15 protein-coding genes and 1 tRNA gene are annotated in these 19157 nt (G+C 61.1%); 9 read left to right on the top strand and 7 right to left on the bottom strand.

Features of this window, described 5'->3' with window-relative positions; translation table 11 throughout:
* Positions 1–14: 14 nt before the first annotated feature.
* Both BTE54_RS02130 and BTE54_RS02125 read right to left on the bottom strand, forming a co-directional pair.
* A complete protein-coding gene (locus BTE54_RS02130) occupies positions 15–476 on the bottom strand; it encodes a carboxymuconolactone decarboxylase family protein (RefSeq protein ID WP_078051285.1) in 462 nt (153 codons plus the stop codon).
* Between the two features lie 97 nt (positions 477–573).
* Entirely contained in the window at positions 574–1077 is a 504-nt protein-coding gene (locus tag BTE54_RS02125) for an Rrf2 family transcriptional regulator (protein ID WP_003519926.1), read from the bottom strand.
* A gap of 121 nt (positions 1078–1198) precedes the next feature.
* On the opposite strand from BTE54_RS02125, the gene BTE54_RS02120 reads away from it, so the two are divergent.
* Together BTE54_RS02120 and pdeM are read left to right on the top strand one after the other, a co-directional pair.
* Positions 1199–3718: a ligase-associated DNA damage response DEXH box helicase gene (locus BTE54_RS02120; protein WP_078051515.1), complete on the top strand. Its 2520-nt coding sequence runs from the start codon at positions 1199–1201 to the stop codon at positions 3716–3718.
* Positions 3719–3752: 34 nt separating this feature from the next.
* Complete coding sequence (gene pdeM, locus BTE54_RS02115; protein ID WP_065654494.1) at positions 3753–4481, top strand: ligase-associated DNA damage response endonuclease PdeM; 729 nt, start codon at positions 3753–3755, stop codon at positions 4479–4481.
* Positions 4482–4529: 48 nt separating this feature from the next.
* On the opposite strand, the gene BTE54_RS02110 is transcribed toward pdeM, so the two are convergent.
* The 4 genes from BTE54_RS02110 to podJ form a co-directional block, all read right to left on the bottom strand.
* On the bottom strand, positions 4530–4967 hold the full coding sequence (locus tag BTE54_RS02110) for a universal stress protein (RefSeq protein WP_035265148.1): 438 nt from the start codon (positions 4965–4967) through the stop codon (positions 4530–4532).
* A gap of 160 nt (positions 4968–5127) precedes the next feature.
* A complete protein-coding gene (locus tag BTE54_RS02105) occupies positions 5128–5955 on the bottom strand; it encodes a TIGR02186 family protein (RefSeq protein WP_035265149.1) in 828 nt (275 codons plus the stop codon).
* Positions 5952–6878 (bottom strand): sulfite exporter TauE/SafE family protein, encoded by a 927-nt coding sequence (locus BTE54_RS02100; protein ID WP_003522786.1) that lies wholly within the window; start codon positions 6876–6878, stop codon positions 5952–5954. Before BTE54_RS02100 ends, BTE54_RS02105 begins: the two co-directional genes overlap by 4 nt.
* A 263-nt stretch (positions 6879–7141) precedes the next feature.
* Positions 7142–10891, bottom strand: a complete 3750-nt coding sequence (podJ, locus tag BTE54_RS02095) for a cell division protein PodJ (protein WP_078051284.1) — start codon at positions 10889–10891, stop codon at positions 7142–7144.
* Between the two features lie 375 nt (positions 10892–11266).
* Between podJ and BTE54_RS02085 the strand changes: the two genes are divergently transcribed.
* The 7 genes from BTE54_RS02085 (at position 11267) to BTE54_RS02055 (ending at position 18614) form a co-directional block, all read left to right on the top strand.
* Positions 11267–13063, top strand: coding sequence for an acyl-CoA dehydrogenase C-terminal domain-containing protein (locus tag BTE54_RS02085; protein WP_078051283.1), 1797 nt, complete (start codon positions 11267–11269; stop codon positions 13061–13063).
* Positions 13064–13077: 14 nt separating this feature from the next.
* On the top strand, positions 13078–13317 hold the full coding sequence (locus BTE54_RS02080) for a hypothetical protein (RefSeq protein ID WP_078051282.1): 240 nt from the start codon (positions 13078–13080) through the stop codon (positions 13315–13317).
* 38 nt (positions 13318–13355) lie between these two features.
* Positions 13356–14564, top strand: a complete 1209-nt coding sequence (locus BTE54_RS02075) for an acetyl-CoA C-acetyltransferase (RefSeq protein WP_078051281.1) — start codon at positions 13356–13358, stop codon at positions 14562–14564.
* A gap of 188 nt (positions 14565–14752) precedes the next feature.
* Positions 14753–16969, top strand: coding sequence for a 3-hydroxyacyl-CoA dehydrogenase NAD-binding domain-containing protein (locus tag BTE54_RS02070; protein ID WP_078051280.1), 2217 nt, complete (start codon positions 14753–14755; stop codon positions 16967–16969).
* Between the two features lie 154 nt (positions 16970–17123).
* Positions 17124–17549, top strand: a complete 426-nt coding sequence (locus BTE54_RS02065) for a hypothetical protein (RefSeq protein ID WP_078051279.1) — start codon at positions 17124–17126, stop codon at positions 17547–17549.
* Between the two features lie 238 nt (positions 17550–17787).
* Positions 17788–17863 (top strand) — tRNA-Phe (locus BTE54_RS02060).
* 160 nt (positions 17864–18023) lie between these two features.
* Positions 18024–18614, top strand: coding sequence for an alpha-ketoglutarate-dependent dioxygenase AlkB (locus BTE54_RS02055; RefSeq protein WP_078051278.1), 591 nt, complete (start codon positions 18024–18026; stop codon positions 18612–18614).
* Here the strand turns inward: BTE54_RS02055 and BTE54_RS02050 are convergent, their stop codons facing one another.
* Positions 18615–18875: a helix-turn-helix transcriptional regulator gene (locus tag BTE54_RS02050; protein WP_078051277.1), complete on the bottom strand. Its 261-nt coding sequence runs from the start codon at positions 18873–18875 to the stop codon at positions 18615–18617. It lies immediately after the preceding gene.
* Positions 18876–19157: the final 282 nt, after the last annotated feature.

Genomic DNA, 19157 nt, shown 5'->3' with positions numbered 1-19157 from the left:
TCGGGTTTAAGGAGTCAGGCCGCCTTCGCAGCCGCATCGACCGGATGCTGCGAGCGGAAACCGACGGCGATGCGGTTCCAGGTGTTGATCGCGCCGATGGCGACGGTGATCTTCACGATATCCTCATCGGAAAAATGCGCCTTCAGCGTCTCGAAGGCGTCATCCGGGGCGCCGGTTTCGGCAATCTTCGTCACCGCGTCCACCCAGCCGAGCAGCGCCCGTTCCTGCTGGGTATAAACGGGGGATTCCCGCCACACGCTCATCAGGTTGATCCATTGTTCGGAAAGCCCGTCATGGCGGCTCTCCTTCACATGCATGTCCACACAGAAAGCGCAGCCGTTGATGATCGAGGCACGCAGCTTGATAAGGTGAACGAAACGGCGCTCAAGCCCGCTGCTCTGGACATAATTCTCCAGAGCCATGACGGCCTTGAAGGCTTCGGGGGATGCTTTGGCATAGTTGATACGGGTTTTCATGGGTCTCTCCATTGGTTGGGTCTGTTTGAAGTCATGCGTCATCGGTCCGGAAAGCTGTGAGGTTTCCGGTATTTCGGTGATCCTGTCTTTTTGGGTCTCAGCGCGTCGCTGTTTTGCGCTCGTTCAGCTCCAGAAAGGCGCAGCCACGCGCGGCAATCCCGCCATCGTCATTGGCGGCAAGATCGCCCAGAATGTCGGCGATGGTGGTCTTGGCGAGTTCGGCCCGATAGGCCTTTTCCGCTTTCAGCATTGCGGCATTGATGCCGCAGGGCTTGGTGAAATAACGCCCCGGCAAGGGGTTCGGCCCACGCTGGCGGATTTCCGCGCAGCGGAAGGCAGGCTGCGGCCCTTCGACGGCCAGCACGATATCGAGCAGAGTGATCCTGTCGGTCGCCCTAGCCAGACGGTAACCGCCCTTCGGCCCCGGCACGGTGGCGACAATCCCGGCATTGGACAGCGACTGGAGATGCTTCAGCAGATAGCTCGTGGAAACGCCGTGAAATTCCGCCAGCGCCGCCGCCGACAGCACGCCGCCTTCGGAAAGTCCCGCCAGCATGCCCACGCTGTGAATGGCCTGTTCCACGCCGTCGCCGAGTTTCATCCGACTTGTCCCCGTGCGGTTCGTTTCAATATCATGGATAAAATTTATCCGCGATTATGCTTTCTGTCAAGCGGCCCCGTTCCGCCCTTCTTTTTTGCAGGTTTTTCACTACCTTGAAGATGTGAAACACACCGAGTCTCCCATTTCCGGCACCCATGTCGGCGCTTTACCCCTTCCATTCCAGAAATGGTTTGCCGAAAAGGGGTGGTCTCCGCGCGCACATCAATTGGATCTGATGGCGCGCGCACGCGGCGGCGAGAACATGCTGCTGATCGCGCCCACGGGCGCCGGCAAGACGCTGGGCGGCTTCATGGCTTCTCTCACCGATCTGGCAGAGCGCGGCAAGGTGCCGCCGGGCTCCGGCTTCGTCGGCGTGCACACGCTCTATATCTCGCCGCTCAAGGCGCTGGCGGTGGATATCGAACGCAACCTCACCAGACCCGTCTCCGAAATGGGCCTGCCGATTTCCATCGAGACCCGTACCGGCGATACGCCGCAGGGCAAACGCCAGCGCCAGAAGGTAAAGCCGCCGGATATTCTGCTGACGACGCCGGAGCAGGTCTCGCTGCTGCTCGCCAACAGGGAGGCCGAGCGCTTTTTCCGTGACCTGAAATATGTGGTGCTCGACGAGTTGCATTCGCTCGTCACCTCCAAACGCGGCCATTTGCTGGCGCTGGCGCTCGCCCGTGTGCGCCGGCACGCACCCGATGTGCGCTTCATTGGCCTTTCGGCCACGGTGGCGGAGCCGATGGATTTGCGCCGTTACCTCGCGCCGCAGGGGCAGGATGAGCCGCCCGCCGGCCTCATCACCGTCGAAGGCGGGGCAAAGCCGGATATCTCCATCCTGAGCACGGAAGAGCGCATCCCATGGTCCGGCCATTCGGCACGTTACGCCATGAAGGATTTGTATGCCGCGCTGAAGGACCATCAGACGACGCTGATCTTCGTCAACACCCGCTCGCAGGCGGAGCGGATCTTCCAGGAACTCTGGACCATCAATGACGACAATCTGCCGATTGCACTGCATCACGGTTCGCTGGATGCCGGCCAGCGCCGCAGGGTGGAAGCGGCCATGGCGGAAAACAAATTGCGTGCCGTTGTCGCCACCTCCACGCTCGATCTCGGCATAGACTGGGGCGATGTCGATCTCGTCGTGCATGTCGGCGCGCCGAAGGCGGCAAGCCGTCTTGCCCAGCGCATCGGCCGCGCCAATCACCGCATGGACGAGCCGTCAAAGGCGATCCTCGTTCCCGCCAACCGTTTCGAGGTGATGGAGTGCCGGGCAGCCCTTGATGCGAACTATATCGGCGCGCAGGATACGCCGCCGATTGCCGAGGGCGCGCTCGATGTTCTCGCCCAGCACATACTTGGCATGGCCTGCGCCGAGCCCTTCGATGCGGATGATCTTTATCGCGAAGTAACCAGCGCCTCGCCCTATGCCGACCTGCCGCGCGCCACCTTCGACCGGGTGGTGGATTTCACCGCCACCGGCGGTTATGCGCTACGCACCTATGAGCGTTACGCCCGCATCCGCCAGATGAAGGACGGTCGCTGGCGCGTCTCCAATCCGGCGGTCGCGCAGCAATATCGCCTGAATCTCGGCACCATCGTCGAGGCGGCGGAATTGAACGTCCGCATGGTCAAGCGCAATGCCAAGGGCACGGTCGGGCGCGGGGGTATGTCGCTCGGCAAGGTCGAGGAATATTTCCTCGAGCAGCTGGTGCAGGGCGATACGTTCCTCTTCGCCGGCAAGGTGCTGCGCTTCGAGGGTATCAGGGAGAATGAATGCCTGGTCTCCCAGGCCTTCTCGATGGACCCGAAAATTCCCTCCTATGCCGGCGGCAAGTTTCCGCTCTCCACCTATCTCGCGGATCAGGTGCGCTCCATGCTCTCGGACCCGACGCGCTGGCATGCGCTGCCGGATCAGGTGCGCGACTGGCTGGCGATCCAGAAGGAAAAGTCGATCATTCCCAAGCGCGACGAGCTGCTGGTGGAGACCTTTCCCTTCCGCAAGCGCTTCTTCATGGTCATGTATCCCTTCGAGGGACGCTTGGCGCACCAGACGCTCGGCATGCTGCTGACGCGGCGGCTGGAACGGGCGGGCGCAAAACCCATGGGTTTCGTCGCCACCGATTATTCACTCGCCATCTGGGCCATGGAGGATATCGGCATGCGGCTGAAATCCCGCCGCCTTTCGCTTGCGGACCTGCTGGACGAGGACATGCTGGGCGACGATCTGGAGGCATGGCTGGATGAATCCTTCATGCTGAAGCGCACCTTCCGCAACTGCGCCGTCATTTCCGGCCTGATCGAACGCCGCCATCCCGGCAAGGAAAAGACGGGCCGGCAGGTCACGGTCTCCGCCGATCTTATTTATGACGTTCTTCGCAGCCATGAGCCGGATCATATCCTGCTGGAAGCGACGCGGCGCGATGCCGCAGCGGGACTTTTGGACATTGGCCGTCTTGGCGATATGCTGAAGCGAATCAAGGGCCACACCACCCATCGCGCGCTGGAACATGTCTCGCCGCTTGCCGTTCCGGTCATGCTGGAAATTGGCCGCGAGACGGTGGCGGGTGAGGCGATGGACGATGTGCTGGCCGAGGCCGCCGACGAGCTGATCGCCGAGGCCATGTCCTGAAACATCTGGGCGGAATGAAGGAACAAAGGCAAAAGTGCTGAGCCGGCTGACATTGAGCGACAGGTTTTCCAATGGCTTCGAATGCCTCGGCAGCGAAACTGCCATCAATGGCGTCGCCGCCTGGTGCGATCCTTTGGGCGGGCTTTACCTGCCGGACCTGTCGCTGCTCGTCGTTTCCGACCTGCATCTGGAAAAAGGCGCGGCCTTTGCAAGGCGCGGACGCATGCTGCCGCCTTACGACACCATCGCCACGCTTAAAATCCTCTCCTCCCTTGTCAGCCGTTACGATCCGAAGATCGTGGTCAGCCTCGGCGATAATTTCCACGACCGGGTCGGTTCCGAGCACCTGCCGCTGCCGCTGCGCGAACTCATTCGCGACATGGCCCGTGGCCGCGAATGGATATGGATCAACGGCAATCACGATCCCGACGGCACGGTCGATCTACCGGGCTCTTCGGTGGACGAAATGTTTTACGGCACTCTCGTCTTCCGCCACGAGCCGAAACCGGGCGATGCCGCCGGCGAGATCGCCGGGCACCTGCATCCCTCTGCCACGGTCCGCCGCCGTGAAAAGACGGTGCGGCGGCCCTGTTTCGCCACCGACGGTTCGCGTCTGTTGATGCCGGCTTTCGGGGTGATGAGCGGCGGGCTGGATCTGCGGCACAAAGCCATGCGCGGCCTGTTCGATCATGCCGCTCTCGTCGCGCATCTGATGGGGAGGGACCGCATCTATTCGGTGCGGTTTTCAAATCTTCTCGGCTGAGCGTCTCTTCCGGACGTAAAACCGCAACGCAGCTTTACTGGAAATGCTCTATTGCCGGTAGACCAGCACCGGTATCTTCGAATTCTTCAGCACCTTGGCCGTGACACTGCCGAGCAGCATCTCCACGAAGCTCCTGCGTCGGTGCGAGGCCATGGCGATGAGATCGCAGCCGCTCCTGTTGGCGGCTTCGATGATCGCCTCGTCGGGCCTTCCCGCTCGCGCCAGCAGCGCTTCGCAATTCAGCCCCATGGAAGTGGCCTGCGCCTGCGTATCCCTCAGCAGATGTTCCGCTTCCTCGCAGCGGTGGAATTCTTCTTCGGCAATGGCGGCAATGTCCTCGACATCGCTGGCAATCACGTGAAAGGGTTCCGATACCGTCACGACGGTCACCTTTGCGCCTGCCTCCTTGGCGAGAGCGAACCCTTGGTCGATTGCGATCTGCGCCAGCGGCGAGCCATCGGTGGGAATGAGAATGTGCTTGAACATGACATTTCTCCTTTTCATCCCGGTCACAACCACACATGCTCGCCTGGAGCTGCACGTATGATTGTAACGCCTTGAATTTTACTGCAAACCGATGACGGAAGCGAATGCTATCTTTGCCGACAGGGGCGGCAAACGCTCTCTTTTGCGGGATGAAAACCGATCAGTCCTTGCGGAAGATGATGCTGGCGCCCCAGCCGGTCACGACGGCGAGCAGAACGCAGAGCGCACCATAGGCAAGCGGCGTCTGATGCGCGGCGTCGGTGATCGCCTGTTCCATGCCGGTCTTGACGACGCGCAGTTTCAGTTCGCGCTGGGCAATGAATTTGCCGCTCTTGAAGAGATAGGCGCGGGCGGTGTGCACGCCGTTCGGCACGTTGGCCGGCAGGCGCAAAGTCGCCCAGAACAGGCCGGTGCGCTCCAGCCGCACCCCGGTCGTGTCGTTGCGATAGATGCCGCTCGAAAGCTTCAGACGCCGATAGGCTTCCTGAAAATCGAAGACATTGTCGGGCACGCCGGAAAAGACCGCGCTTTTCAGTGACAGATGATCGACGCCAAGCCCCATGGCGCGGAGCGTTCCGGGCGAAGCGACATCGCTGATATTGCGCGTGCTGGCCATGGAATAGGATTCCGGCAGCGGCGTGAAGGTGATGGCGCTGGTATTGATCCAGATGCCCGCCACGCGTTCCTTCTTGCGCACGGTCATATAGTCGCTCGGTCCCTCGAGCGTCACGACAATGTCGTATTGCCCGATGGCGAGCAGCAACTGGTCGGTATTGTTCAGCGCGCCGAAAAGTGTGAAATCCGCGCCGCGAAAATCGGAAGCAATTGGAATTTCGGTCGTCGATGCGCCGATTTCGATATTTTCCAGCAGGGATCGCTGCTGCGGGCCGGGCGGCAGGGCAAGCGGCGGCGTCTGGGCCGAAGCGGTCTGCCCGAAAGTGAGACATGAGGCCAGCGCAAGGGCGGCAAGCAGCAAATGGCGGGTCAATAACCTAACCCCCCGACGGCCACCGAAAACAGGTCTTCCGGGCGCACCACCAGCGATACGGCAAGGCGAAGCGCAACAGCGAGAACGAGAAGCGCCAGCAGGGCGCGCAGCTGTTCGCCGCGCAGTTTCTGGCCGACGCGCACGCCATATTGCGCGCCGATGACGCCCGCCACCATCAGGATGAAGGCCAGCACTACATCGACGGAATAGTTGGTCGCCGCCTGAACCACGGTCGTATAGGCGGTTACGAAAATGATCTGGAACAGCGAGGTGCCGACAACCACGCTGGTGGGGATGCGTAAGAGATAGATCATCGCCGGCACCATGATGAAGCCGCCGCCCACACCCATGATCGAGGTCAGGATGCCGATGCCGAAACCCAGCGTGACGATGGGAATGATGCTGAGATAGATCTTCGATTTCTTGAACCGCATTTTCAGCGGCAGGCGGTGCACCCAGTTGTGATGGCCCGGCCGGCGCAGCGTCACGGTTTCGTTGCGGGCGGCGCGGCGAAGCGCCGAAATGCTTTCCTTCAGCATCAGCCCGCCGACGGTGCCGAGCAGGATGACATAAAGCAGCGAGACGATGAGATCGAGCTGGCCGATGCTGCGCAGGAAGGAGAATATCCACACGCCGACCGTCGCCCCCACCAGACCGCCCACAAGCAGCACGCTGCCGAGCTTGACGTCGAGCGTGCCGCGCCGAAAATGCGTGATCGAGCCTGACACGGAGGAGGCGACCACCTGGTTTGCCCCCGTCGCCACGGCCACCACAGGCGGAATATTGTAGAAGATCAGAAGCGGGGTAATCAGAAAGCCGCCGCCCACGCCGAACATGCCGGAAAGAAAACCGACGGCCGCGCCCATGCCGAGAATGATGAAAATATTCACCGACAGTTCTGCGATCGGCAGATAGACAGTCACGGCTCGGACCTCGGGCAAATGGTTCCGGGCGGCAGGGCTTGTCCGGGTGAGGGGGCCGCGCCGCGATTTACACTTTCTGTCTGAAAAGACCGGGCATGCCCGGCCTTCATCCGTCATGCCCGCGAGGGCCTGACCTGTCAACATTCAACGGTAAATACGTTGATAATTTGGAAAGATAGCGGCCGTGTGTCGGCAGCCGGCCACATTCCTGCGGCGGGCTGATCGAAAGCGGCCCGGGGGCCGCTTCGCCGGTTCTCGAATGTTTATTTGTTGCGGGCGAGGAGCGCGGTTACCAGCTCGTTGGTAATGCGGCCGTCCGGCGTCTGGCCCACGGACTTCTGGAAGTCCTTGATGGCCATCACCGTGTTCTTGCCGAGCTTGCCGTCAGGCTGGCCGGCATCGAAACCGTTCTTGTTCAGGATCGCCTGAATGTTGCGGATCGCCTTTTCCATGTCCACGGAGGCGGTTTTCACGCCTTCCTTGCCGGCCCATTCCTCGGGCGGGTTGACGCTGTTGGCATCTTCCGAAAGCGGCTTGACCTTCCAGGCGTCCACCTTGGCCTTGGCGCTCTGAAGCTGCTGCGGGTTCAGGGCCCCTGCCACTTCGTCGCGCTTCTGGGCGGCGTCGGCGTCGCCATCCTTAGCTGCGATGGCGAACCACTTGTAGGATTCCTCGATGTCCTGCTTCACGCCGCTGCCGCGCGCATAGAGAATGGCGAGGTTGAACTGGCTGTCACGAACGCCGAGGTCGGAAGCCTTGATGAACCATTGCGCGGCTGCGGCGAAATCCGGCTGGCCGGCTGCATCGGAAGCAAGCAGCACGGCAAGATTGTGCATGGCGCCCGCATTGCCCTGTTCCGCAGCCAGCGTGTAATAGCGCTTGGCTTCGGGAAGGTTGCGTTCGACGCCGTTCGCCTTCTCGTAGAGATTGGCGAGACGATATTGCGCGGGTGCAAGGCCGCGATCAGCGGCGAGCTTGTACCACTTTGCCGCCTCGGTGCGGTCGGCGGCAACGCCGCGGCCATCGGTGTAGCGGGCTGCGATCTCGAACAGCGCCTGTGTGTCGCCCTTGGCGGCCGCTTCGGCAAGCGATGCCGGCTCGATGCCGGCGGGAACGGTGATGGCGTCCTGGGCAGGAGCAGCCGTGGCGGCGACCTGTGCCGGAGCCGAAGGTTCGTTCTGCGCGACGGTGCCGGAATTTGCCGCATCCACGGCAGGAACGTCGGCAACCGGCGGCTCGTCAGGCAGCGGTGCGCCGCCGACGGTGCGGGGATCGATGATGTTTTCCGCCGGTGCGGTGTTTTCGATGCTGTCGGAGGATGCGGCCTGTTCCGGATCGACGGCGAGATCGGACGGAATGGTCACGGCCTTGTCGCCGGCTTCGGGAAGCGCGGAAACCGGGCCATTGTCCTGCTTCTGCTCGATGACCGGAGCCGGAGCTTCCGCGCCGCCGATCAGCGTCTTGACGAGCGGCATGGCCATCATCGCCAGAAGAATGGCGCCGATGCCGAGCAGCAGCGGGCGGCGATAGCGCGAGAGCCCCGATGCCTCGGCCTTGCGGCCCTTCTTGCCGGTATCAAGCTTCTCCGGCGATGTTTCCATGGCGGCGGCCTGCGCCGCACGACGGGCGGCGGCAATGAAATCCGTCCGTCCTTCGGCGTCTGCGGCCTTGCCGCTGGCGGCCACCTGGCTGGCGCGCACGCGCTCGAGGATTTTCTTGATATCGGGCGCACCCGAACCCGGCTCCAGAAGTTCGTTCTCCTGACCCGCCGGCAGAACGTCGATAGGATCGAGCGACGGGGCGGGCTCGACCTGCGTGCGGGCGGAGGAGGAGGCCGATACGGGTTCTTCTGCGGCCTTGACGGTCTTTGCAGTACCCGTCTTGAAACGCTTCGTCAGGCCGGCAAGCAGGCTCTTTTTTTCCGCCTTCGCGGGCTTTGCCGCAGCGGGAGGCACGATGGCATCCCCATCTTTCCCGTCGGCGTCGAGAATGGCCTGTTCTTCGGCGATATAACCCTCTTTCGGGAAGATGGCGGCCGGCATGGATACATCTTCGTGCGCGGGGGCCGACACAGGCTTCGCGACGTTGCGGGGCGCGGCCTCTTCGCGGTAGACGGGGGCATTGTCGAGGTTATCCAGCCGGCCGGCGATCTGTACCAGCGTCTCATGCAGCGCTTCGAATGTGCGGTGCGTGCGTTCTTCGGTGTTGCGGCTCAAAGCTTCGAGATTGCGCAGATCGGTCGCAAGATCGGTCAGCATGGTCATGTCGGCAAGGTTTGCGCCGGCGGATAGATTATTGCGGGTATAGGCGTCGAGAACGGCCTCGGCCGCCTGCCGGGCTGCTTCGATGATATATTCGTCGTTGGACGCCATGTAGTCTTCGATGGCCGCCATGCGGGCATCGAGTTCAGGCGGCATGCCTGCGGCCTGCATCTGCACCGGCTGGCTGATCAGCGTCGAGAGATGGGCGATCTGGTTTTCGAGGCTTGCCAGCGCGTGGCTGTCGGCAGGCGCGGCATGGGCGGTCTCGTCGAGACGGGCGGCAATATTGCCGAGCCGCTCTTCCAGACGCGAGAAGGCGCTTTCGCTGAGGCCCGATGCCGGCTGCGGCTGGCTGTAGCGATAATCGAGGTCCTCGATCCGGCGCGAGAGCAGGTCGAGCCGCTCTGCCAGACCGTCATTGACGGCACCGTGATCCAGCGCATCGATTTTGCGGGAAATGTCGCTGAGGAAAGACGTCAGCTCCGCCTGTTGCGAGGGGCGCTGCGAACGCTCCAGAAGCAGGGAAAGCTGGTCCAGCCGCTCATGCAACTGGGCGGCGTCGCGGGCGGTGCTGAGTTCGTCGATCTTGCCGGCCAGCGCTTCAAGACGGGCGGTCAGGTCCAGCGCCGGTTCAGGTTTTGCGGCAGCAAGGCGGTTGATGTCGCCGAGCTGTTCGGCAAGGCCGTTCAGCCGGTTTTCCAGACGCTGCGCTAGCGCATTGTCCGTTGCCTGCGCATTGGCGCGCGTGCCGGTTGCGGCAATGGCGCGGCTGATTTCGTCCAGCCGCTGGTCGAGGCCGGAAAACTGTTCGGTAAAGGCCGCTTCGTTCGGCTGCATGTGCTTGCCGAGCTGCTCCACGGCGCTGGCAATGGCGATCAGCTTGTCTTCGAGCACGCGCACGGCCGGATTGTTGCTCATGCCGCCGAGCTGAGTCTTGATGTCATCGAGACGATAGGCGAGCGAAACGATCTCATCCTGCAACGCGCCGGCGTCGAAACCGCGCAGCGTGTCTTCCACATTGTTCCAGCGGCTTTCGATCCGGTGCACGCTGTCCTCGCGCGCAAGCTGGTCGATCGTCAGGCGCAGGTCCTCGAATTCGTTGCGCAGCCCGTAGGCATCCGGAGACGCCAGATTGCCGAGCTGGTCGATGCTGCCGGCCAACCGCGCTATGTCGTCGCGCAGATCGCCGATGAACTGCTGGTCTTCCGCCACCGCGCGAATATTGCGGATCTCGGTGCGCAGGCCCTGCGCTTCGCGGGCAACGCCTTCGGCAATGTCGTGCTTCAGCTCATGCCGCAGATTGACGAGCGCCTGGGCGATTTCCTGCAGGGCTGCGTCATTGCGTTGTTGTTCCTGATGGGGCGGAATGGCGCGGGCCCGCGGTGCGGAAGCGGCCGCCTGCTGGGCGTCCCTCGGCCGGTATTCCGGTGCAAGCGGTCTGGTAATCGTCCGTTCCGGGCGGAGAGCGGGTTCCTGCGGACGTTGGAAGCTCGCTTCGAGAAGGCGCTGGCGCTGGCGGATTTCATTGACGGGATCGAGCTGCGGCGGGGTAACACTGGTGCGCGGTTCGCGCGACGCGGCATAAGCCTCGCTTTTCGCTTCGGGCTGAGCGCTCGCGGCCCGGGGGTCGCGCGGGAACTTCTGGCTCATCAGCCCTTCGATACGGGCTTCGAGGCCTTCAATGGTGCGATTGAGCGCATCAAGAGACGATCTGTCGCTTGGCTGTTGGGTTTTCGATCGCAATCCGTTCATCTTTTCGCTCGCTTCGCTTCCGCCCGCCGTGCCCGGTTATCTGTGCGACGTTGCCTGCCTGGACACGCCGTCGCCGCAACATGCAGCAATCCTAGAGCCGGTATTCGCCCCCGTTGAGGAAAATGCGCCGGAGTACGAAGCAGTTACCTCTGTCGGGAGAATTCACGAAACGTGGTAAAGAAGTGGTTAACTATGGTCGGAATTTTTTAACTTTTACGGCAGGCGACAGCCCTGCGCCGGGTCGGAGGTCCATTCCGCGAAAAAGGAGAAGGATATTCCGCTGAAATTTATTTGACGTTTACGCGCACGTCAAATATTGTCATCCCATATCGGCCGGATTATCGCCGGCGCCCACGATGCGGAGGAACATCGGTAATGCCTGTTTACAAGGCCCCAGTTAAAGACACGCTTTTTATCCTGAACGACGTTCTCGGCCTGGAGCGGTATAACAACCTGCCCGGCTTCGAGGATGCAACCCCCGACATGATCGAGGCCATTACCGGTGAAGCTGCCAAGCTTGCCGAAGAGCGGCTTTTCCCGCTCAACCTTTCCGGCGACCAACAGGGTTGCAAGCGCGCCGATGACGGTTCGGTTTCCGTGCCGGATGGTTTCAAGGAGGCCTATGACGCCTATTGCGAGGGCGGCTGGATCGGCCTTGCCGTTCCGCCGGAATTCGGCGGTCAGGGCCTGCCTTATACGCTGCACGCCGCCATTGGCGAATATATGTCGTCGGCCAACCTGTCGCTGATGATGTATCCCGGTCTGACGCAGGGTGCGATTGCCGCCATTCTGGTGCATGGCACGCAGGAGCAGAAGGACACCTACCTGCCGAAGATGGTGGAAGGCACATGGTCCGGCACCATGAACCTGACCGAACCCCATTGCGGCACCGATCTCGGCATGCTGCGCACCAAGGCTGTGCCGCAGGCTGACGGCAGCTACAAAATTTCCGGCCAGAAGATATTCATCTCCGCCGGCGAACATTCCATGACGAACAATATCGTTCATCTGGTAATCGCCCGCATCGAAGGCGCGCCTGAGGGCACCAAGGGCATTTCGCTCTTCATCGTACCGAAGTTCCTGGTGAAGGAAGACGGCACGCCGGGCGAGCGCAACGGCGTCACCTGCGGTGCCATCGAACACAAGATGGGCATTCACGGCAACGCCACCTGCGTCATGAACTACGATGACGCGACCGGTTATCTGCTCGGCGCTGAGAACAAGGGCCTTTCGGCCATGTTCGTGATGATGAACGAAGCCCGCCTCGGCGTCGGCCTTCAGGGTCTTTCGGTCGGTGAGATCGCCTATCAGAACGCGGTCGAATATGCCCGTGAGCGCATTCAGGGCCGCTCGCTTTCCGGTGCTAAGTTCCCCGACAGGAAGGCCGACCCGATCATCGTGCATCCCGATATCCGCCGCACGCTGATGACCATCAAGGCCTATAACGAGGCCGGCCGCGCCTTCCTTCTGTGGACCGCGCTGCAATCCGACATCGCCCACCGCGCCACTGACGAAAAACAGCGGCAGGCGGCGGACGACCTGCTCGGCCTCGTCACCCCGATCCTGAAAGGTGTGCTGACCGACAAGGGCTTCGACCATGCGGTGATGGCGCAGCAGGTCTTCGGTGGCCACGGCTACATCGAGGAACATGGCATGAGCCAATATGTCCGCGATGCGCGTATCACCATGATCTATGAGGGCGCGAACGGCATTCAGGCGCTCGATTTGGTGGGCCGCAAGCTCGGCATGAATGGCGGCCGCGCCGTGATGGCGCTGTTCAAGGAAATCGGCGATTTCTGTGAGGAAAACCGTGCTGACGAAAAGCTCAGCCTCTACACCAAGGGCCTGAAGAAGGGCTTGAACGACCTGCAGGCCGCAACCATGTGGTTCATGCAGAACGCCATGGCGAGACCCGACAATGCCGGTGCCGGCTCGACCGACTATATGCATCTCTTCGGCATCGTGGTGCTGGGCTACATGCAGGCGCGCATGGCGAAAGCCGCCAGCGAAGCGCTTGCAGCAGGCAGCGCTTCGGACGAGGATTACCTCAAGACCAAGCTTGTCACGGCGAAGTTTTATATGGAGCGCATCATGCCGGAAACGGCGCTGCGCAAGGCCCGCATCGAAACCGGCGCGGACACCATGATGGAACTGGCTGCGGAAGCATTCTGAGAACGAGGGTTTCGATGGTTACCAAGGCAGATTTAACAGATTGGGTAGTCGAGGCGCTTAAGGCGAACAAAGGCGAAGGATCAATTCTGTACGTAGCGCAGTACATTTGGGACCATCATGAAAAGGACCTGCGCGGGCACGATCTTTTTTATTCTTGGCAATACGACATGCGATGGGCAGCGACGGAGTTGAGAAAAAAGGGCCGTCTCGTTGCCGCTGATGACGATCGCCGCGGAAAATGGACGCTTAAATGAGTTTGGTGCACTGAGAATACGGTGCAAGGGAGAGAGTTATGACCGACGTATTTATCTACGACCATGTCCGCACCCCGCGCGGACGCGGCAAGAAGGATGGCAGCCTGCATGAGGTGCCCTCCGTTCGCCTTGCCGCCAAGACACTGGAAGCCATCCGCGACCGCAACGGGCTCGACACTTCTGCCGTCGATGACATCATCATGGGCTGCGTCGATCCCGTCATGGATGCCGGTGCGGTGATCCCCAAGGCCGCCGCCTTCGAGGCCGGTTATTCCAACAAAGCGCCGGGCATGCAGATCTCGCGCTTCTGCGCTTCGGGTCTCGACGCCATCAACTTCGCGGCCGGCAAGGTCAAGGCGGGGTCTGACGATATCGTCATCGCCGGCGGCGTCGAAAGCATGTCGCGCGTCGGCATGGGCATGTCTGGCGGCGCGTGGTACATGGACCCTTCGGTCAACTTCCCGGCCTTCTTCATGCCGCAGGGCGTGTCGGCCGATCTCATCGCCACAAAGTATGGTTTCTCCCGTGACGATGTCGACGCCTATGCCGTCGAAAGCCAGAAGCGCGCGGCGCATGCCTGGGAAAAAGGCTATTTCAACAAGTCGGTCATTCCGGTGAAGGATTCAAACGGCCTGACGATCCTCGACCGTGACGAGCATATGCGCCCCGGCACGGACATGCAGGCGCTTGCCTCGCTCAACCCTTCCTTCCAGATGCCGGGTGAAATGGGCGGCTTCGAAGCCGTCGGCATCATGGCGCATCCGGAAGTGGAGCGGATCAATTATGTCCATCACGCCGGCAATTCGTCCGGCATCGTCGATGGCGCTGCCGCCGTGCTGGTTGGCTCGAAGGCTGGCGGCGAGGCAATGGGCGTGAAACCGCGTGCTCGCATCAAGGCTTTCGCCAATATCGGCTCCGATCCGGCGCTGATGCTGACCGGCCCGGTGGATGTGACTGAGAAGCTTCTAAAAAAGACCGGAATGTCGCTTGCCGATATCGACCTTTTCGAACTCAACGAAGCCTTCGCCGCCGTCGTGCTGCGTTACATGCAGGCCTTCGACATCGAGCACGATCGGATGAACGTCAATGGCGGCGCCATCGCCATGGGCCATCCGCTCGGTGCAACCGGCGCGATGATCCTCGGCACGGTGCTGGATGAGCTGGAGCGGCGCGATCTGAACACCGCGCTCGTCACGCTCTGCATCGGCGCTGGCATGGGCACGGCGACGGTTATCGAGCGGGTTTGATTTGGGTATGGCCGCCAACCCCTCCTCCGTCATCCCGGCCTTGAGCCGGGATCCAGCAGCGCGGCGTCTGCCGCGCGAAAGGGCTCTTTGACGCGACAGACGTCGCGTCACTGGATTCCGGCTCAGGGCCGGAATGACGGCTAGGGATTGAAGATGGCACAACGAAATTCAGGGAAGAGGAATCCCAAATGAGCACTTATACCAATTTCACCATCGAGACGGACGCAGACGGCATCGCCCTCGTCACCTGGGATATGCCGGAAAAATCCATGAACGTCTTCACATCAGAAGTGATGGACGAGCTGAAAGCGATTGTTGATGCCACCGTCGCCGACAGCGCCGTCAAGGGCGTTGTCTTCACGTCAGGCAAAAGCACCTTTTCCGGCGGCGCCGATCTTTCGATGATCAAGTCGATGTTCTCCTTCTATAATGATGAGAAGACGAAGAACCCGGATCAGGCGGCGGCAAAGCTGTTCGAACTGGTTGGCCGCATGACGGGCCTGTTCCGCAAGATCGAGACCAACGGCAAACCCTGGGTCTCGGCCATCAACGGCACCTGCATGGGCGGCGCTTTCGAACTGTCGCTCGCCTGCCACGGCCGGGTCGCCTCCAGCGCCAAGAACCTCAAGATCGCCCTGCCGGAAGTCAAGGTCGGCATTTTCCCGGGCGCCGGCGGCACCCAGCGTGTGCCGCGTCTGACGGATGCGCAATCGGCATTGCAGATGATGACCACCGGCCAGTCGCTGACCGGCGCGCGCGCCAAGGCTATGGGTCTGGTGCATCAGGTGGTGGAGCCGGATCAGCTGGTCTCCACTGCTAAGCAGATGATCAAGGACGGCCTGAAACCAGTCGCGCCCTGGGATGAAAAGGGCTTCAAGGCTCCCGGCGGCGGCATCTGGACGCCGGCCGCTGCCCAGCTCTGGCCCGCAGCACCGGCCATTCTGCGCCGTGAAAGCGCCGGCAATTACCCGGCCGCACTCGCCATCCTCAAATGCGTCTATGAAGGCCTGCAATTGCCCTTCGACACGGCGCTGAAGGTGGAGCAGCGTTATTTCACCGAAATCCTTCGCTCGAAGGAAGCCTTCGGCATGATCCGCTCGCTGTTCATTTCCATGCAGGAACTGGGCAAGGGCGCGCGCCGCCCGGCCGGCCAGCCGAAGACCGAGTTCAAGAAGGTTGGCGTCGTTGGTGCGGGCTTCATGGGCGCTGCCGTCGCTTATGTCACGGCTGCCGCCGGCATCCCCGTCACGCTGGTGGATCGCGATCAGGAAGCCGCCGACAAGGGCAAGGGTCATTGCGAAGAAAGCGTCAAGGCGGCCATCGGCAAGGGCAGGCTGACGCAGGAGGAGGGCAAGGCTCTGCTCGACCTCGTCACCCCGACGGCGGATTACAAGGCGCTCTCCGATGCCGATCTCGTCATCGAGGCCGTCTTTGAAGACCGCGACGTGAAGAAGGCCGTCATCGAAGCCGTGGAAGCCGTGCTGCCGCAGGGCGCTATCTTCGCTTCCAACACCTCCACTTTGCCAATCACCGGCCTTGCGAAGAACTCGAAGCGCCCGGCGGATTTCATCGGCATCCACTTCTTCTCGCCGGTCGAGAAGATGATGCTGACGGAAGTGATCCTCGGCAAGGAAACCGGCGACAAGGCGCTCGCCGTCGCGCTGGACTATGTGGCCAAGATCAAGAAGACCCCGATTGTGGTCAACGATACGCGCGGCTTCTTCGTCAATCGCTGCGTGCTGCGCTACATGGCGGAAAGCTACGATATGCTGATCGAAGGCGTACCCGCCGCCATGATCGAAAATGCCGCGAAATTCGCCGGCATGCCGGTCGGCCCGCTGGCGCTGAACGATGAGGTGGCGATCGATCTTTCCTACAAGATCCTGAAAGCCACCGTTGCCGATCTCGGCGAAAAGGCCGTCGATCCGCGCCATATGGAGCTGGTGAAGACGCTGGTGGAAGGCGAGGGCCGTTTCGGCCGCAAGAACGCCAAAGGTTTTTACGACTATCCGCCAAAGCCTGCCAAAAAATCCCTCTGGCCCGGCCTGAAGGACCTTTATCCGCAGCAGAAGCCTGAAGCGGTGGATATGGAGGTGCTGAAACAGCGCTTCCTCGTCACCGTGGCGCTGGAAGCCGCCCGCACGGTGGAAGAAGGCATCGTCACCGACCCGCGTGAGGCGGATGTCGGCTCCATCCTCGGTTTCGGCTTTGCGCCCTATACCGGCGGCGCGCTGTCCTACATCGACGGCATGAGCGTGAAGAACTTCGTGGCACTCGCCGAGAAACTCAGCGAGACCTATGGCCCGCGCTTCAAGCCGATACCGCTGCTGAAGGACATGGCCGCCAAGGGCGAGACCTTCTACGGCCGCTTCGATCCCTATGCCAGCGCTGCCAAGGCGGCCTGAGGCTCCGCGAGACATTGAACAGGCCCTTCGGGGCCTGTTTTATTATGCCTGTCTCCCCGCTTTTCGTGCATCCTTTTGCCCGGCTGAGGCGTTGAAAAGGCTGACCGGGCAAAAGCGCCCGCCGCCGCAATTCAGCAGGCCCCAGGAGATAGCGATGAAAGCACCACTGCGATCCCACGGTTTCGACAAGCCCTCGGACCTTGACGACCATCTGGCCGAACTGGACGAAGAGGCCGCGGAGAAGGAGGCTGTAAAACCCGCTGCTGCCCGAAGGGCGCGTGCCGCCGCCCCGGCGGAATCATCCTTGAGGGAGGAGTTGGAAGACCTTCGCAAACAGCTCGAAAAAATTCGCCGCGACGTCAAACGGCTGGAAGCCGCCTCCAACACGCCGCATCATAAATCCGCCGATGCCCGGCACGAGCGCGACCGCGAGAATTCGCGCCTGATGACGGTGGTGCGCTCGGTTGCCGTCACCTCGCTGGCAAGCCGCATCTTCGCCTCCTCGCCCGTCATGGCGGCGCTGGTGGCCGTGGTGCCAATTGCGCTTGGCCTTGCCGCACGGCGCAGCGAAGGGGCGTAAGCCGCCACCTGCCGTGCCGCCACCCGCCGGCCCGGCGGATGCCCAAGAGCGGTTTTCCGCCGCAATCCCGCCTTCGTCGGGCATAGATTTCAACCATCCACAGGTGCCGTGAAAAAACTGTCAAAAAACTTCGCGATGGCGCTTGCCATGTCCGAACAAGATGTTATAACCCCGCTCACTTTCGGGGCGCCAAACAGCCCCGCCCGCCAAAAGCGGAGGTTCTTCAAGGACCTGAAGTGCCCGGATAGCTCAGTTGGTAGAGCAGCGGATTGAAAATCCGCGTGTCGGTGGTTCAAATCCGCCTCCGGGCACCATTTATCTCAATAGCATTGTTGATGAATTGTGCGCATGGACGGCTTGTCAATTTGCAGGCAAATTTCGATGAGTAGCTACTGCCATCTTATGCTTTTGATAGGCCCGGTGTAACCATAGGCCAACCCTGTTTGTTGCAGGCAGTTGGAGAGCAGCCCGCAAATGGATCGTGTCACAAGCCTACCTCTTCTACCGCCCGGCATAGTCTATTTTGACGGCTTTCTCTCTCCAGAAGAGGAGATCGCCGTCGCCGACGAACTGGATGCGGGTGTGTGGAGCACGGAGTTGAAGCGCCGCGTGCAGCATTTCGGTTATCGGTACGACTATAAGGCGCGCGCTGTTACCGCGGATGCGTATATCGGGCCGTTGCCGCCATGGCTTGGCGTGTTCGCGGAGCGATTGGTTACCACAGGTTATTGTCGGGATTTGCCCGATCAGGTTATCGCGAACGAATATCTTCCGGGGCAGGGCATCAGTGCGCATGTCGATTGTGTGCCCTGTTTTGACGATGGGATCGTATCGCTAAGCCTTCTATCTGCCTGCGAGATGGTTTTCCGCGAATTGCGTGGGTCAGCCATATGCGGCGTCTTGCTTCAACCTCGCTCCGGCGTCTTGCTGAGAGACGCTGGCCGCTACGGCTGGACCCATGAAATTCCGGCTCGCAAATCGGATATCGTGAACGGAGTTAGGAAAGCCCGAGACAGGCGAATTTCCCTCACTTTTCGCAAGGTTATCGCTTCGAAACAGTCTTGATCAGAGAGGAACGCCTCGTTCCTCCATTCTTGTGAGCAACAGCTGAAGAAGCGCGGTCGGGTCTTCGCCCATTGCGGCCGACAATTTTGCAAATTCAACGACGTCTATTCGCCTTTCAGCTCCTTCAGCCTTTGCCACATAGGACTGAGGCTTTCCCAGCCGATCTGCGACTTGCTGCTGGGTTAACCCTGCTTTTCGCCGCGTGTCGGTCAGTATCTCAACAAGAAGCCGATACTCGGTTGTATGTGTAGACTTTGTCACGCGCTCCAGACCCGAAATTTCAGGAGCTCACGGATTAATCCTGATTTGGAATTATCCCATTATGGGATATATTCATGCGGATTTGCATGGAGTGGGGTCATGGAGCTATCCGCGTCAAGCTTGCTTTTAATTGGGGTAATTGGAGCATGTGGGCTATTTGCTCTTATATATGTCACTTGGCAGCAAGCTGTGCGACCCATGCTTGTCCCGCGCGCCGAGATAACGCGCATCGCCGATATCTTAAGCAAGACATATGGAAATGCTGCCGAGGAATTCGCGGTC

Source organism: Agrobacterium sp. YIC 4121 (genome assembly GCF_002008205.1).
GTDB classification, from domain to species: Bacteria; Pseudomonadota; Alphaproteobacteria; order Rhizobiales; family Rhizobiaceae; genus Agrobacterium; species Agrobacterium leguminum.
Note: the sequence above shows the minus strand (reverse complement) of the source record. Positions and strands in the feature narration are given on the sequence as shown.